Here is a 13079-nt window from a genome sequence, read left to right on the forward strand (position 1 = left end):
GCCGCCCCCTCGTTCGTCGTGTTGTGCCTGACATCGTACCCAGCGGCCGGCGACGGCCCGACCGTTGTTTCAGATCGTATGACGATGCTACATTTTCGAAACCCATAACCCCTCGTGAGGAGCGCTATGACGCGGATGGGTTTCGCTCGCAGACTGGCCACCACGGATCGTTGCCTGGTCGGCACCTGGGTCAAGATCCCGGCGCTGGAACCGGTGGAGATCCTGGCCGACGCCGGGTTCGACTACATCGTGATCGACCAGGAGCACGCGCCGCTGACGCTCGAGTTCGCCTATCAGGCGACGGTGGTGGCTCAGGGTGCGGGCATGTCGGTGCTGGTCCGCGTCCCGGACCGCAGCGGCAGCCACCTGCAGCGACTTCTCGACTCCGGAGTCGACGGCATCCTGGTGCCGCGGGTGACCTCCGTGGCCGAGGCGACCGCGTCCGTCCGGCAGATGGTCTTCTCACCCGCCGGCGACCGCGGTCTGGGCACCACCTCGCGGGCGGGCCGCTGGGGCGGCACCCCGCGTGCGGAGTACCTGCGCTTCGGCGACGAGGAGGTCATGCGCGCCGTCCAGCTGGAGGAACGCGCCGCGATCGAGACGGTCGAGGACATCCTCGACGTCCCCGGGCTCAACGGGGTCTTCCTCGGGATGGGTGACCTGGGGTTGTCGTCCGGTCTGACGCAGGCCGACCCCGAATTCCAGAAGCTCGTCGACCGGTTCCTGACCGCCGCACACGATCGGGGTGTGCCGGCCGGCACCGCGGTGCAGACCGCGGCGCAGGCGCAGGAGGCCGCCGACCGCGGCTACCGCTACGTGATGGTCAGCAACGACACCAGCCTGCTGAGGGGTGCCGCGACCTCCGTGGTCGCCGGCCTCGGCAGCCGATTCACCGAAGGAGCCCCCCATGGCGTTTGAGTCCACCGACCTGCGCTCCACGCTGCCGTCCGCCGCGGCCGCACCGGCCACCCCCGAGCGGTTCTCCGGATCCGAGCACGTCCAGTTCCGCGACGTCCCGCCGGTCGAGAAGACCGAGACCATCTCCACCTGGTACGCCCGGGGCCAGAACTTCGTCGTCGGGTACTCCGATCTCGACGGCACGGCCGCCCTGTCCCGGACCTCCCAGCCCGACGAGTACGTGGTGCTGCTGGCCGACGACGACCTGGAGGCCCGGGTCGAGGCGCCGGGTGAGGAGCTGACGGTGTCCGGCCGCACGATGATCGTTGTGCCGCCGGGGGACAGCACGGTGACGATCACCGGGCGGGGACGGGTGCTGCGCCTGCTGACCACGAAGTCCGAGGACATCGCCGCACTGGCCGCCAACGCCGGCTCCTACGCCGAGGCGCACGAGAACATCCCGCCGTTCCAGCCCTGGCCCGACCCGGTGGGCGGCTTCCGCGTCCGCACCTACGACCTGACCGTGGCGCCGCTGGCCAACCCGCCCTTCCGGCTGTACCGCTGCACCACCTTCATGGTCAACTTCATCGACCCGAAGCAGGGCCCGCGTGACCCGGCGAAGCTGTCGCCGCACAAGCACGACGACTTCGAGCAGTGCTCGATCGTGCTGGCGGGGGAGTACGTCCACCACCTGCGCTGGCCGTGGACGACGAACAAGGCCAACTGGCGCGAGGACGAGCACTACACGGTCGTCGCCCCGTCGGTGACCGTGATCCCGCCGCCCTCCCTGCACACCAGCGAGGCCGTCGGTGCGGGCACCAATCACCTCATCGACGTGTTCTGCCCGCCGCGGTTCGACTTCTCCGACATGGAGGGCTGGGTGTTCAACGCCGCCGACTACCCGGCACCGGAGGCTCGATGACCACCGGGCGGAGCCGTCTGCGGGTCGCGGTCGTCGGCGCCGGACTGGGTGGCATAGCGGCCGCGATCAAGCTGCGGAAGAACACCCGGGCCTCGGTGGTCATCTTCGAGCAGTCCGCCGGTGTCGGCGGCACCTGGTACGACAACCGGTACCCGGGGTGCGAGGTCGACGTCCCCTCGCACGCCTACTCGTTCTCGTTCCTCAAGTACGACTGGCCGCGGACGCACGCGACCCAGCCGGAACTGCTGGCCTACGCCGAGCACGTGGTGGACCGCTTCGGGCTGCGGCCGCACCTGCGGCTGAACACCCGGGTCACCGACCTGGTGTGGGAGGAGTCGACCAGCACCTACACGCTGTCCACCGAGCACGGTGACAGCGAGGAGTTCGACGTCGTCATCTCCGCGCTGGGTCTGCTCAGCGTGCCGCGGTACCCCGAGTGGCCGGGGCTGGAGACGTTCACCGGCCCGTGTTTCCACACCTCACGCTGGGAGGACCACGACCTCACCGGCAAGTCGGTGGCAGTGGTCGGCACCGGGTCGACCGCGGTGCAGATCGTCCCGTCGATCGCCGGTGCCGCGGCGAAGGTCCACGTCTTCCAGCGTGAGCCCGGCTGGATCGAGCCGAAGAACGAGCGGGAGTACACCCCGCGCGAGCGGTGGATCTACCGTCACGTCCCGCTCGCCCAGCGGCTCAGCCGGGCGAAGATCTTCCATCAGGGCAACCGGCGCTTCAAGGGTTACGACGTCGGATCCCGCCGGCAGCAACGGATGCGCGAGGTCTGCGAGCAGTTCATCACGACCAGCATCACCGACCCGGCGACCCGGGCGGCGGTCACCCCGGACTACCCGTGGGGGTGCAAGCGGCCGGTCATCTCGTCGACGTTCTATCCCTCGCTGAACCGTGACAACGTCGAGCTGGTCCCGCACGCGGTGAGCCGCGTGACCGAGGCCGGCGTGGTCGACGCGACCGGCACGGCCCGCGACATCGACGTGCTGATCCTCAGCACGGGCTTCCAGCCGACGAAGTTCCTGGCCGGCCTCGACGTGAAGGGCCGCGACGGCCGCGGCATCCACGACGTCTGGCGCGAGCGTGCCGCCGCCTTCATGGGCATCACCGTGCCGGGCTTCCCCAACTTCTTCATCCTGTACGGCCCGAACACCAACGGCGGCGTCTCGATCATCGCCCAGCTGGAACGTCAGGCCGAGGTGGTCGTGCAGTCCGTCCGGCGGCTGGAACGCACCCGGCGGCGCAGCATCGACACCTCACCGGCCGCCGCCCGCCGCTTCACCGAGTGGATCGACCGCCGGATGGCCGGCAGTGCCTCGGCGATGAACGCGGGCTGTCACAACTACTACCACGACCCCGCCGGCCACAACGTGACGCAGTGGCCGGGTGGCCACCTCGCCTACGCCCTGGCCACCCGGTTCGTCGCCCGTTTCGGGCTCAGGACACCACGCTAGGGTGACCGCCGGCCAGTGACACCTCCGCCACGTGCAGACCGTCGTCGCCCGTGGCGGAGGGGAAACGGTCCCAGACGGCGGCCTCGTGGAACGGCAGGATGCGCCGGCTGTCCCCGCCGACGCCGGTCAGCAGGTCGTCGGCGAAGTCGAGCCAGGTCGCCGCGCTGCCCGTGGTCATCGCGATCGGGGCGAGAACGCCGTCGCCGTGCAGCCCGTCGAGGTTCTCGTAGCTGTAGACGTTGTCGCCCGCGAAGACCCACGTGCCGTCGGCGGCGTTGGTGACCGCGACAACCTGGGATCCCGCGGTGTGGGTGTCGTGGGCCGGTCGCAGCTCGATGCCCGGCGCCACCTCGGCCACGCCCTCGACGAGGGTCGACGGGCGGCGTCCGAGCTGCTCGGGCAGATCCGTCTGGCACGACCGGGTCAGGAACTCGAACCGGGACGCCCGGGCGGAGGCCGCCACGTAACTGTCGATCTCGCGCCGCTGGATCCAGACGTGCGCGTCCGGGAAGACGTCGACACACCCGGCGTGGTCGAAGTGGTTGTGCGTCAACAGGATCGTGTCGACCTGCCCGGCCGTCACGCCGACCTGTGCGAGGGCCTCGACCGGGGAACGCCAGCGGGTCTCGCCGTACTTGGTGGTGAGCCGGTCGTGGACAGCCCGGTCGGCAAAACCGGTGTCGACCAGGATGCACCGGTCCGCCGACCGCACCAGCCCGAAGCAGTAAGGCATCCGCCGGTACCCCTCGTTGGGCTGCGCGGCGAAGAGGTTGCTCGCCGGGAAACGGTCGACGTAGCCGTACTCGAGAATCCAGATCGAATAGCTCATGCCGGGGGCTGGATGTCGAAGACGGCGAGCTGCCACGCCACCATGTTGTAGTAGCCGACGATGGTGACAAGCTCGAACAGACCCTCCGCGCCGAGCACACCCTCGGCGTCCTTGTACTCGTCCCCGTCGAGGGTGCCGCGGTCGACAATCCGTGTGGTCGTACGGAAAACGCAGGCCTCCACCTCGGAGAGGCCGGATGGTTCCCTGGTCTCGGCCAGCGCGGCCAGGTCTTCGGCGGTGAGGCCGGCGGCCGCACCGGCACGCTCGTGCGCGTAGAGCTCGAAGGCGCTGCGGTGGTGATGGCCGACCAGCAGGATCGCGATCTCCCGGGCCCGGACGGGCAGCCGTGAGTCGTAACGAACCGCACTGCCGATGTGTTGCAGGGCCTTGCCGAAGGCCGGGCTGATGACCCAGACCGCGGGTGGCCCGAGGAGCCGGCCGTCCGCACCGACGAGCGAGAACGGGCTCTCCGGCGCCACGCGTCGGCCGGTGGTGTAGATGTCGTACAGCTCCCGCTGGGCCGCGCTCATGTCCGCGGGGTCGACGTCGTCGATTCTCATGCAGGCTCTCCCAGGAAGGCGCGGGGATTGGTGGCGACCATGGTGGTGATCTGCTCGGCCGTCCAGCCGAGATACGCCAGTTGCTCGACGAACATCCGCAGGCACTCCGGCTCGGGCGGCACCCAGCGGGAGAACACGTCAGTGGTGAGGATGACCCGCTCGGGGCCGGCCGCGACGATCGCCTCGTGCACGTCGCGGACGGTCAGATGCCCGTCCGGATGCACCAGCGGCGCGTTGCAGAACTCCAGGTACGCCCCCATGGCGGTGAACTCCCGCAGCAGGCCCGGATCCGCCGTGTAATGCAGTGGATGCGTGACCAGCAGCCGCTGACCGACCTCGGCGCAGTACGCGGCGACCGCCCGGCTCTCCTCGACCGAGGCGTGCCCCGTGGCGAGCGCGAGGCCGAGCGCGCGGCAGGCGTCGATGACTGCGCGCGCCCGGCCGGAGAGTGCGCCGTCCGGCTGGCACAGCGCGATCGCCGTCCGGGCCGCGTATTCGTCGAAGGACGGCGCGATCCGGCCCAGCACCTGTGAGATGTAACCACCGCGCGCGGCGTCCGCGGCCGAGCCCCACGTCGGCAGGAACACCACACTCGCGCCGTGTGCGGCGGCGAGCTCGACGATGCCGGGCTCCAGCCCACCGGCCGGTGGGTTCAGCGTGATGCTGCCGTGCACCCGGAACCCGGTGCCGGCCATCGCCTCCTGCACCGCCCGGGCCCGGTCCGTCGTCGCCCACAGGTGGGACTTCAACACCCAGCCCGACATCCCGTACGCGTGCGCCAGCCGGGCCACTGCCACGTCGGCGCCGCGGTTGGGGAGTCCGGCCGACAGATCGGGCTGACCGTGGACGTGGACGTCGATCGCCCCGCGCAGCAGGCGGTCGAAGTCGTCCGGCAGCGCCGCCGTGAAAGTCTCGAGCACGGTTGAATTGTATGACGGTATGACACTAGGCTCAAGCGATGGGACCACTGGCCGGAAAGGTTGTCCTGGTTGTCGGCGCGAGTGCGGGGATCGGCGCCGACACTGCACGGGTGCTCGCCGCGGACGGTGCCGCGCTGATGCTGGTCGCCCGCAGCGCCGGGCCGCTCGCTGAGCTCACCGCGGAGTTGCGGGAGGCGGGGCACGAGGTCGCGTACACGACGGGGGATGTCTCGAGAGCCGTTGACGTCGCTGCCTTTGTCGAGGCGACGGTGGCGCGCTTCGGGCGGCTCGACGGTGCCTTCAACAGTGCGGCCATGACCCAGGGCGGACGCCTGGACGAGGTGCCGGAGGACGATATCGACCGGATCCTGGCGGTGAACGTCAAGGGCACCTGGCTCTGCCTGCGCGAGCAGGCCCGGGTCATGGAGAAGCAGGGCTCCGGCTCGATCGTGACCGTGAGCAGCATCGGCGGGCTGCGCGGCAGCTCCGGCATGGGCGCCTACCAGGCCACCAAACACGCCGTCATCGGCCTGACACGGACGGCCGCCCACGACTTCGGGCCGCTCGGCATCCGGGTCAACTGCATCGCCCCCGGCCCGACCGAGTCACCGATGCTCGATCAGACCCGGCTGGCCATCCCGGGTGGCGTGGAGAAACGCATCGCGGCGACACCGTTGCGCAAGGCTGGCACCGGCGCGGAGGTCGGGGCCGTCGCGTCGTTCCTGCTGAGCGATCGAGCGAGCCACCTCAGCGGGGTTGTCCTGCCGGTGGACGGAGGGTTCCTTGCCTGAGATCGGGAGTCGAGACATGAAGCTGCACACCGACCTGTTCATCGACGGTGCCTGGCGGGCCGGTGCGGGCGGGCGGCGATTCGACGTCGTCGACCCGTCCGACTTGTCGACCATCGCGCAGTTTGCGATCGCCGAGGAACAGGACTGCATGGACGCCGTCGACGCGGCCGCTGCGGCGCAGGAGGGGTGGGCCGCCACCGCACCCCGGGAGCGGGGCGAGTTGCTGCGGGCCGCGTACGAGATCCTCAGTGACGAGGTGGAGGATTTTGCTGCCGTGATGGTGCGGGAGAACGGCAAGTCCTGGTCCGACGCCATCGGGGAGGCGACCTACGCGAAGGAGTTCTTCCGGTGGTTCTCCGAGGAGGCCGTGCGGGTGCCGGGGGACTACCGGCTCGCACCGGCCGGCGACAAGCGGATCATCGTGGACCGGCAGCCGATCGGGGTGTCACTGCTGATCACCCCGTGGAACTTCCCGGCGGCCATGGCGACCCGCAAGCTCGCCCCCGCCCTCGCGGCCGGGTGCACGACCATCCTCAAGCCGGCGCGTGAGACACCGCTGACCGCCGCGTACGTGGTGGAAGTGCTCTTCCGCGCCGGGGTGCCGCGCGGTGTCGTGAACCTCGTGACGCCGGTGCCGACCGGTCCGCTGGTGCGGCGGATGATCGACCGCCCCGAGATCCGGAAGCTGTCCTTCACGGGCTCCACCGAGGTCGGCCGGGACCTGCTGCGCGCCTGTGCCGACAGTGTGGTCAACACGTCGATGGAGCTCGGTGGCAACGCCCCGCTCGTTGTCCTGCCCGGCGCGGACATGGACACCGCGGTCGAGGGCGCACTGCTGGCCAAGATGCGCAACGGTGGCTCGGCCTGCACCGCGGCCAACCGCTTCTACGTACACAGTTCGCTGCACGACGAGTTCGTGGCGCGGATGGACGACGCACTCGCCAAGATGTCGGTCGGCCCCGGACTGGACCGTTCCAACAACCTCGGCGCCCTGGTCTCCGTGCCCGAACGCGACAAGGTGGCAGCCCTGGTCGACCGGGCCGTCGCCGAGGGCGCGACGCTGCGCCGCGGTGGCCGGGCCTCGGCGGAAGGCGCGTTCTACGACCCCACACTGCTCACCGGCGTCGAGCACGGCTCGACGATCACCACGACCGAGATTTTCGGCCCGGTGACGGCGGTGGTCCGCTTCGACGACGTGGACGAGGCCGTCCGCATGGCCAACGACACCGTGTACGGGCTGATGGCGTACGTCTTCGGCGAGGAGCGCGAGGCGGTCCGTGTGGCCCGCCGCCTCGAAGCCGGGATGGTCGCCGTCAACCGGGGTGTTGTCAGCGACCCGGCGGCGCCGTTCGGCGGTGTCAAGCAGAGCGGCCTGGGCCGTGAGGGCGGCTCCGAGGGCATCTTGGAGTACCTCGAGGAGAAGTACATCGCGCTGACCGAGTGACCTGTCCGGTCTATCCGAGGCGCCTCAGCGCTGACTCGACAGCAACCTCGACCCGGGACGTCATGCCGGGCACGTCGACGGGACGGCGCCCGGCGACCTGACCACGGATCCACTTCGACCCGCTGTTGTCGTAGTGCAGCAGGGCGTACAGGTCCCACCACGGATCAAGAGTCACCCCGGCGGCCGACTCGTAGAGCGACCGGAGCTGCTCCGACCACTCGGGCGAGAAGAGCGCCGCCAGGTATCGCCGGCAGTGCCCGACGTCGATCGCGCGTGATCCCCGATGGAGGGAGTTCCAGTCCGTCAGGCCGGTGATCTTCCCGCGCGACCACAGCAGGTTGACGGACAGGAAGTCGCAGTGCAGGAAGACGGCGGTGTCCTTGGGTGGTGGCTCTGCCATGGCACGGAACGCTGCCTTCCACACGGCCGGCCTCGGCGCGTCGACCGGCACCTGGAACCCGTCCCGAGGGGCGATCCAGGAATCCGTCCAGGGCCTGAAGGTCTTCGCGGGGAGATCGAGGGAGTGCAGCACCACCGCCAGCTCGGCGATCCGCGTCAGCCACGACCCGGGTTCCGCCGGATCGAGGTGAACATGTCCCGGCAACCGAGTCATCAGCAACGAGGGTGTGCCCCCGGTCGAGGCGCCGGCAACATCGGATGCCAGGACGCTGGGAACCGGGAGCCCGCTTCCCGCCACCACACCGAGGTTGGCGATTTCCTGCTCCAAGGTGTCCCGCAGGCCGAGCCCGTCCGGGTACTGCCGCAGGACGACAGACGTGCGCTTTCCGCCTCGCTCGACGGTCAGGCGATTCACGGCGGAGCACACGCCACCGGTCATGCGGCGAAACCCCACGACCCGGCTGCCCGGGCCCATCGAGGCCGCGACCCAGGCGAGCGTCTCCGCGGAGGGCCGGCGCTGCCTGAACCCGCCGTCCCTCCAGTCGCCGGTCATGAGCGGGAGCCTATGCGTCAGCGGCCCGCCGCTTCAACGCGTTTGCCGGAGCGCAGGACGGTGACGACGGACAGCAGGGCGATGCCGGAGGTCACCATCAGGACGCCCGCCACGGGTGCCGGGCCGGTGATGCCGATGAGGCCGGCCACGGGTGAGATGACACCGGCCGCGGTGAAGTTGGTGAACCCGTGCAGCGAGGTAGCCGTGCCGGACTGACCGCCCTGCCCGTCGAGGGCGAGGGCGGTCGCGCACGGGAAGCAGCCACCGCAGGCCGCCACGAACAGCCACAGGCAGAGCAGCAGACCACCCGTACCGGTGTGCGCCCACTGCAGAGGCACGATGGCGACCGCGGCCAGCACGGTCACCGCGGTGAAGCCGGCCAGGACGCGGGCCGTGTCCCACCTGCGCGTCAGCAGGGAACTCAGCTGCACCCCGGCGACCAGGCCGAGCGAGTTCACCAGGAAGACGATCGAGTACGTGCGGGTGCCGAGGCCGTACACCTCCTGCAGGAGCAGGGGTGATGCCGCCACATAGGCGTAGACACCGGCGTAGGTCATGGCGGCGACCAGCGTCGCCCGCCGGAACGCGCGGTCGGACCAGACCGCCCGCAAACGGGACCGCAGGCGGACCGGTGCGGGGGAGGGAACATGCGTCTCGGGTACGCCCAGCGCGCCGGCAAGGAGCACCGCGGCCGACGCGGCGGCCAGGACCGCGAAGATCCCGCGCCAGCCGGCCAGGTTCAGGAGTTCCGCCCCGGCCACCGGCGCCAGCAGCGGCACCGTGGTCGTCACCAGCGTGACGCGGGACAGCAGCACGACCAGGGCGCGCCCGTCGGCGGCGTCGCGGATGATCGCGAGAACGAGCACCGCGCTCCCGGCGGCCCCGATGCCCTGGACGACCCGGAAGGCCGCGAGCACCGCGATCGAGGGAGCCAGCGCGCAGCCGATCGTCGCCGCGACGTGCACCGACGTCGAGAGCAGCAGCGGCAGGCGCCGGCCCACCCGGTCACTCCAGGCGCCCATGAAGAGTTCGCCGGCCGCCAGACCGAGGGTCATTGCGGCCAGGGTCAGCTGGACCGTTCCGTCGGTGGCATCGAGGTCGCGGCGCAGGGCGGGGAACGCGGGAAGGTACAGGTCGATCGACAACGGCCCGAGAGCCGTCAGCAACCCGAGGACAAGAACGGTCGAGCCCTTCAGCATCGGCGGCCTCCTCTCCTCCGACCATCCCAAGCCGCATTCACACCAGTCAAGTGCTTACGATGGAGTGAATCAGAGGAGGCGCGATGAGCTCGGAGATCGAGGTGCCGCCCGCCGCCCGGCTGGTGCGTGACTTCGTCAACACCGCTGAACCGCAGGTCGCGGGCGAGGTGCTGACCTCGCCGGAGCGCCTGGCCGGCTGGTTCGCCGAGCAGCGGCTCGTTGATCCCGGGACCCGGCTGGGCCCGGCGGATCTCACTGCCGCGGTGTCGATCCGCGAGGGTCTGCGCTCGGTGCTGCTCGGCCACGCCGGTCACTCCGCCGATCCGGATGCCTTGGAACGCCTCACCGGGGTGCTGGCGACGGTCCCTCTCCGTCCGGTGTTCTCGGTGGACGGATACCGGCTGGCCGCGACCGGTGGCACGGCGTTCGACGGCGCGTGCGCCCAGCTCGTGGACGCGATCCGCCGGTGCCGGGAGGACGGCACCTGGGGTCGCCTGAAGGTCTGTGCCCGCGAGACGTGCCGCTGGGCCTACTACGACGCCTCACGGAATCAGGTACGCCGATGGTGCTCCATGGAGGGGTGCGGCAATCACGTCAAGACGAAGCGGGCGTACGCGGTGCGGAAGCAGCGAGCCGCTGAGCAGTGATGCGGTCGAGCAGCGCCGCGACCCTCGGGTCGGACAGTGCCGCCGGTTGATGGACCACGTGATAGGTGACCGGTGGCAGGCCGGTGACCGGGCGGGCGACCAGTCCCGCCGGTGCGGGCACGCAGCCGTTGACGACGGCCAGCCCCACACCGAGGGCGACGAAGTGCGTGATCAGCGGCCAGCCCTCGGCCTCCACGGCGACCGTCCACTCCACCTCGGAGGCGCGCAGGGCCTGTTCCAGCAGGACCCGGTGCGGCCGGTGCTGAGGCGGTACGACAAGACCCGCGCCGGCCAGATCGGTCAGGGCGATCGACCGGCGCCGGGCCAGCGGGTGATCGTCGGGCAGGAGCAGGACCTGGGGAAAGGTGGCCAGCTCGAGGACGGTCAGGTCGTCGGGCAGCACGTCGAGCACACTCACGCCGAGGTGCGCCTGGCCGGTGCGTACGGCGGCCAGCATCTGCCGGTGGTCGCAGTTGATCAGGCGCAGGCGGGTGGGTTGTTCGGCCAGGACAGCCTGGATGGTGTCGCCGAGAAGGTAGAGGTAGGCGCCCTGGCCCGCGGCGAGGACCACCGGACGGGCGGCCTGGTGTCCGGCGAAGTCGGCCAGGAAGTGGGTGAGTCGCTCGTCGTGCGACCGGGCGAACCGAGCGACGGCCTCCCCGTCGGCGGTCAGCACCAGCCGGCGGCCACTGCGGTGGTAGAGCGGGCGACCCAGCGCCGCCGCCAGCTTGCGGATCTTCACGTGCAGCGCGGGCTGGGAGATGTGCAGCTCCGCGGCGGCCCGGGTGAAGTTGAGGTGGTCGGCGAACACGACGAACGAGGCCAGCGCATCGGCGGAGACCGCCCGTTCATCCATAGCGGGAGACTATAGCTGGGACATGATCGATAGTTCTGCTCTAGCGATGCGGGCCGCACGCTGAGGGCATGAACACGCAGAACAGTCGGCTCGGTGTCGACATCGGCCGGGTCATCATCGGTGGGGGCGTCGTCCCCGGCAGCAGCGACACCCAGTTCTTCAGCGGCGACACCGCCCGGATGCTGGCCACACCGGCCGTACCCGGAGCCTTCGAGACACTGGCCCGGCTCGTGCCGCGCTTCGAGGAGGTCTGGCTGATCTCCAAGTGCGGCGACCGGGTCCAGCGCCACACCCGCCAGTGGCTCGACCACCACCGCTTCGCGGCCCGCACCGGCATCCCCCGGGCCAACATCCGCTTCTGCCTCCAGCGCCCCGAGAAGGCGCTGCACTGCGAGGAATTGGGGATCACGCACTTCATCGACGACAAGCTCGACGTCCACCGGGCACTGCGCGGCATCGTCGAGCACCGCTACCTCTTCGGCCCGCAACGCACACCGCCGCCCCCGTGGGTGCAGCACACCCTGACGTGGACGGCGGTGGAGACCGCGATCGACCGCAGTACGGCGGTGCCTACGCGCGCCGGCGGCGGGTGACCCACAGTGCGGCCGTACCGGCGAGGAGCAGGACCAGACCGCCGAGGCCGAGGGGCAGGGTCGCCGATCCGGTGACCGGCAGGCCGCCGCCACCGCCGGGAGCCGCGGTGGGCGGCGTGGTGGGCGGGGTCGTCGTGCCGGGCTTCGGCGCGAAGACGAACTTCACCCTGATGTCGCTGTTGGCGGGGTCGCCGTCACGCGCCCGGATCCGGACGACGCCGTTCGCACCCCAGGTGTCCTCGTTGGCATGGGTCGGGAACGTGTGCTCGATGCGCCTGCTCTCCCCGCGCTCCAGATCGACGGCGAAGTCGCACACCATCTCGCCGGGGTCGGCGACACACTCGGCACCGTCGACGTCGATGTCTCCGCCGGTGAACCACAGACCCAGCTCGGCGTAGGTGAAGGTCAGACGGGAGATCCGGGTGTCGCCGACATTCTTGGCGATCACGGCGAAACGCACCGGCTCACCGGCGGTCACGGGGCCGTTCGGCGGGACGGCGGTCAGCGCGACGTCGGAGAGGCCCAGGAAGGTCACATCCAGATCGGCGACGTTGTCGGCCGGGGTGGCCTCCTCGCCGGCCGATGCGGCGGTGGCGCGCAGGCCCAGCCGGGTGTCAGGGCTCATACTCCGGTCGAAGACCAGCCGGACTGTCCAGGTGAAGTACCCGCGCTCGACGTGCTCGGGCCTGGTCACCGTGCAGAGGCCGGCGACGCACGGGCCGGACTCGTCCTGGTCCTGCCAGTCGTCGGGACTGAAGATGACACCTGACGGCAGATAGAGCGACGCCTTCACCGAGGCGGCGTCCGCCGCCGGGCCTGCATCGACCCGCAGGTGGTAGGCGACAACAGCGCCACCGGTGACCTCGTCGGGTCCGGTCAGGGTCATCTTCAGGTCGATCGGTGCCGCCCAGGCCGGTGCCGGACCGAAACCGATCGCCGTACCGAGAACAAGGACCAGGATCGCGAAAGATCTTGCAAGACGTGCCGTCATGGGCGCCGAGTATGCCAG

14 protein-coding genes are annotated in these 13079 nt (G+C 70.4%); 7 read left to right on the top strand and 7 right to left on the bottom strand.

Annotation, left to right across the window (positions count from 1 at the left end; all coding sequences use genetic code 11):
- Positions 1 to 126 precede the first annotated feature (126 nt).
- The 3 genes from AFR_RS15805 to AFR_RS15815 are packed head-to-tail and all read left to right on the top strand — an operon-like array spanning position 127 to position 3279.
- Positions 127 to 918 (top strand): HpcH/HpaI aldolase family protein, encoded by a 792-nt coding sequence (locus AFR_RS15805; protein WP_023361485.1) that lies wholly within the window; start codon positions 127 to 129, stop codon positions 916 to 918.
- On the top strand, positions 908 to 1819 hold the full coding sequence (locus AFR_RS15810) for a cupin domain-containing protein (protein WP_023361486.1): 912 nt from the start codon (positions 908 to 910) through the stop codon (positions 1817 to 1819). Before AFR_RS15805 ends, AFR_RS15810 begins: the two co-directional genes overlap by 11 nt.
- Positions 1816 to 3279 carry a flavin-containing monooxygenase gene (locus tag AFR_RS15815; RefSeq protein WP_023361487.1) on the top strand — a complete coding sequence of 488 codons (1464 nt, stop codon included), beginning with the start codon at positions 1816 to 1818 and terminating at the stop codon, positions 3277 to 3279. The genes AFR_RS15810 and AFR_RS15815 overlap by 4 nt, the downstream gene beginning before the upstream one ends.
- Here AFR_RS15815 and AFR_RS15820 read toward each other — a convergent pair.
- Genes AFR_RS15820 through AFR_RS15830 form a run of 3 tightly spaced genes read right to left on the bottom strand, consistent with a single transcriptional unit; the run spans position 3263 to position 5588 of the window.
- Complete coding sequence (locus AFR_RS15820) at positions 3263 to 4108, bottom strand: N-acyl homoserine lactonase family protein (protein ID WP_023361488.1); 846 nt, start codon at positions 4106 to 4108, stop codon at positions 3263 to 3265. The genes AFR_RS15815 and AFR_RS15820 overlap by 17 nt on opposite strands.
- Complete coding sequence (locus AFR_RS15825; protein WP_023361489.1) at positions 4105 to 4668, bottom strand: carboxymuconolactone decarboxylase family protein; 564 nt, start codon at positions 4666 to 4668, stop codon at positions 4105 to 4107. Before AFR_RS15825 ends, AFR_RS15820 begins: the two co-directional genes overlap by 4 nt.
- Positions 4665 to 5588 carry a DUF6282 family protein gene (locus AFR_RS15830; protein WP_023361490.1) on the bottom strand — a complete coding sequence of 308 codons (924 nt, stop codon included), beginning with the start codon at positions 5586 to 5588 and terminating at the stop codon, positions 4665 to 4667. The genes AFR_RS15825 and AFR_RS15830 overlap by 4 nt, the downstream gene beginning before the upstream one ends.
- Positions 5589 to 5626: 38 nt before the next feature.
- Between AFR_RS15830 and AFR_RS15835 the strand changes: the two genes are divergently transcribed.
- Entirely contained in the window at positions 5627 to 6379 is a 753-nt protein-coding gene (locus AFR_RS15835) for an SDR family NAD(P)-dependent oxidoreductase (RefSeq protein ID WP_023361491.1), read from the top strand.
- A gap of 16 nt (positions 6380 to 6395) precedes the next feature.
- Complete coding sequence (locus tag AFR_RS15840; RefSeq protein WP_023361492.1) at positions 6396 to 7823, top strand: NAD-dependent succinate-semialdehyde dehydrogenase; 1428 nt, start codon at positions 6396 to 6398, stop codon at positions 7821 to 7823.
- Between the two features lie 10 nt (positions 7824 to 7833).
- Here the strand turns inward: AFR_RS15840 and AFR_RS15845 are convergent, their stop codons facing one another.
- Entirely contained in the window at positions 7834 to 8775 is a 942-nt protein-coding gene (locus tag AFR_RS15845; RefSeq protein WP_023361493.1) for a phosphotransferase family protein, read from the bottom strand.
- Positions 8776 to 8792: 17 nt separating this feature from the next.
- A complete protein-coding gene (locus AFR_RS15850; RefSeq protein WP_023361494.1) occupies positions 8793 to 9974 on the bottom strand; it encodes a multidrug effflux MFS transporter in 1182 nt (393 codons plus the stop codon).
- An 83-nt stretch (positions 9975 to 10057) separates the two neighbouring features.
- Between AFR_RS15850 and AFR_RS15855 the strand changes: the two genes are divergently transcribed.
- Complete coding sequence (locus tag AFR_RS15855) at positions 10058 to 10621, top strand: CGNR zinc finger domain-containing protein (protein ID WP_023361495.1); 564 nt, start codon at positions 10058 to 10060, stop codon at positions 10619 to 10621.
- Here AFR_RS15855 and AFR_RS15860 read toward each other — a convergent pair.
- On the bottom strand, positions 10569 to 11477 hold the full coding sequence (locus tag AFR_RS15860) for a LysR family transcriptional regulator (protein ID WP_023361496.1): 909 nt from the start codon (positions 11475 to 11477) through the stop codon (positions 10569 to 10571). The genes AFR_RS15855 and AFR_RS15860 overlap by 53 nt on opposite strands.
- 68 nt (positions 11478 to 11545) lie before the next feature.
- Here AFR_RS15860 and AFR_RS15865 point away from each other — a divergent pair, with 68 nt between their 5' ends.
- Entirely contained in the window at positions 11546 to 12070 is a 525-nt protein-coding gene (locus tag AFR_RS15865; protein ID WP_023361497.1) for a hypothetical protein, read from the top strand.
- Here AFR_RS15865 and AFR_RS46770 read toward each other — a convergent pair.
- Positions 12048 to 13061: an LPXTG cell wall anchor domain-containing protein gene (locus AFR_RS46770; RefSeq protein ID WP_023361498.1), complete on the bottom strand. Its 1014-nt coding sequence runs from the start codon at positions 13059 to 13061 to the stop codon at positions 12048 to 12050. The two genes, AFR_RS15865 and AFR_RS46770, sit on opposite strands and share 23 nt — an antisense overlap.
- Positions 13062 to 13079: the final 18 nt, after the last annotated feature.

Origin of the sequence: Amorphoplanes friuliensis DSM 7358 (assembly GCF_000494755.1) — a bacterium.
Lineage (GTDB): Bacteria > Actinomycetota > Actinomycetes > Mycobacteriales > Micromonosporaceae > Actinoplanes > Actinoplanes friuliensis.

Coding starts and splice junctions, on each gene's coding strand:
- AFR_RS15810 (WP_023361486.1), top strand. CDS start 908: ATGGCGTTTGAGTCCACCGACCTGCGCTCCACGCTGCCGTCCGCCGCG.
- AFR_RS15850 (WP_023361494.1), bottom strand. CDS start 9,974: ATGCTGAAGGGCTCGACCGTTCTTGTCCTCGGGTTGCTGACGGCTCTC.
- AFR_RS15860 (WP_023361496.1), bottom strand. CDS start 11,477: ATGGATGAACGGGCGGTCTCCGCCGATGCGCTGGCCTCGTTCGTCGTG.
- AFR_RS46770 (WP_023361498.1), bottom strand. CDS start 13,061: ATGACGGCACGTCTTGCAAGATCTTTCGCGATCCTGGTCCTTGTTCTC.
- AFR_RS15820 (WP_023361488.1), bottom strand. CDS start 4,108: ATGAGCTATTCGATCTGGATTCTCGAGTACGGCTACGTCGACCGTTTC.
- AFR_RS15825 (WP_023361489.1), bottom strand. CDS start 4,668: ATGAGAATCGACGACGTCGACCCCGCGGACATGAGCGCGGCCCAGCGG.
- AFR_RS15840 (WP_023361492.1), top strand. CDS start 6,396: ATGAAGCTGCACACCGACCTGTTCATCGACGGTGCCTGGCGGGCCGGT.
- AFR_RS15845 (WP_023361493.1), bottom strand. CDS start 8,775: ATGACCGGCGACTGGAGGGACGGCGGGTTCAGGCAGCGCCGGCCCTCC.
- AFR_RS15835 (WP_023361491.1), top strand. CDS start 5,627: ATGGGACCACTGGCCGGAAAGGTTGTCCTGGTTGTCGGCGCGAGTGCG.
- AFR_RS15805 (WP_023361485.1), top strand. CDS start 127: ATGACGCGGATGGGTTTCGCTCGCAGACTGGCCACCACGGATCGTTGC.
- AFR_RS15865 (WP_023361497.1), top strand. CDS start 11,546: ATGAACACGCAGAACAGTCGGCTCGGTGTCGACATCGGCCGGGTCATC.
- AFR_RS15855 (WP_023361495.1), top strand. CDS start 10,058: ATGAGCTCGGAGATCGAGGTGCCGCCCGCCGCCCGGCTGGTGCGTGAC.
- AFR_RS15815 (WP_023361487.1), top strand. CDS start 1,816: ATGACCACCGGGCGGAGCCGTCTGCGGGTCGCGGTCGTCGGCGCCGGA.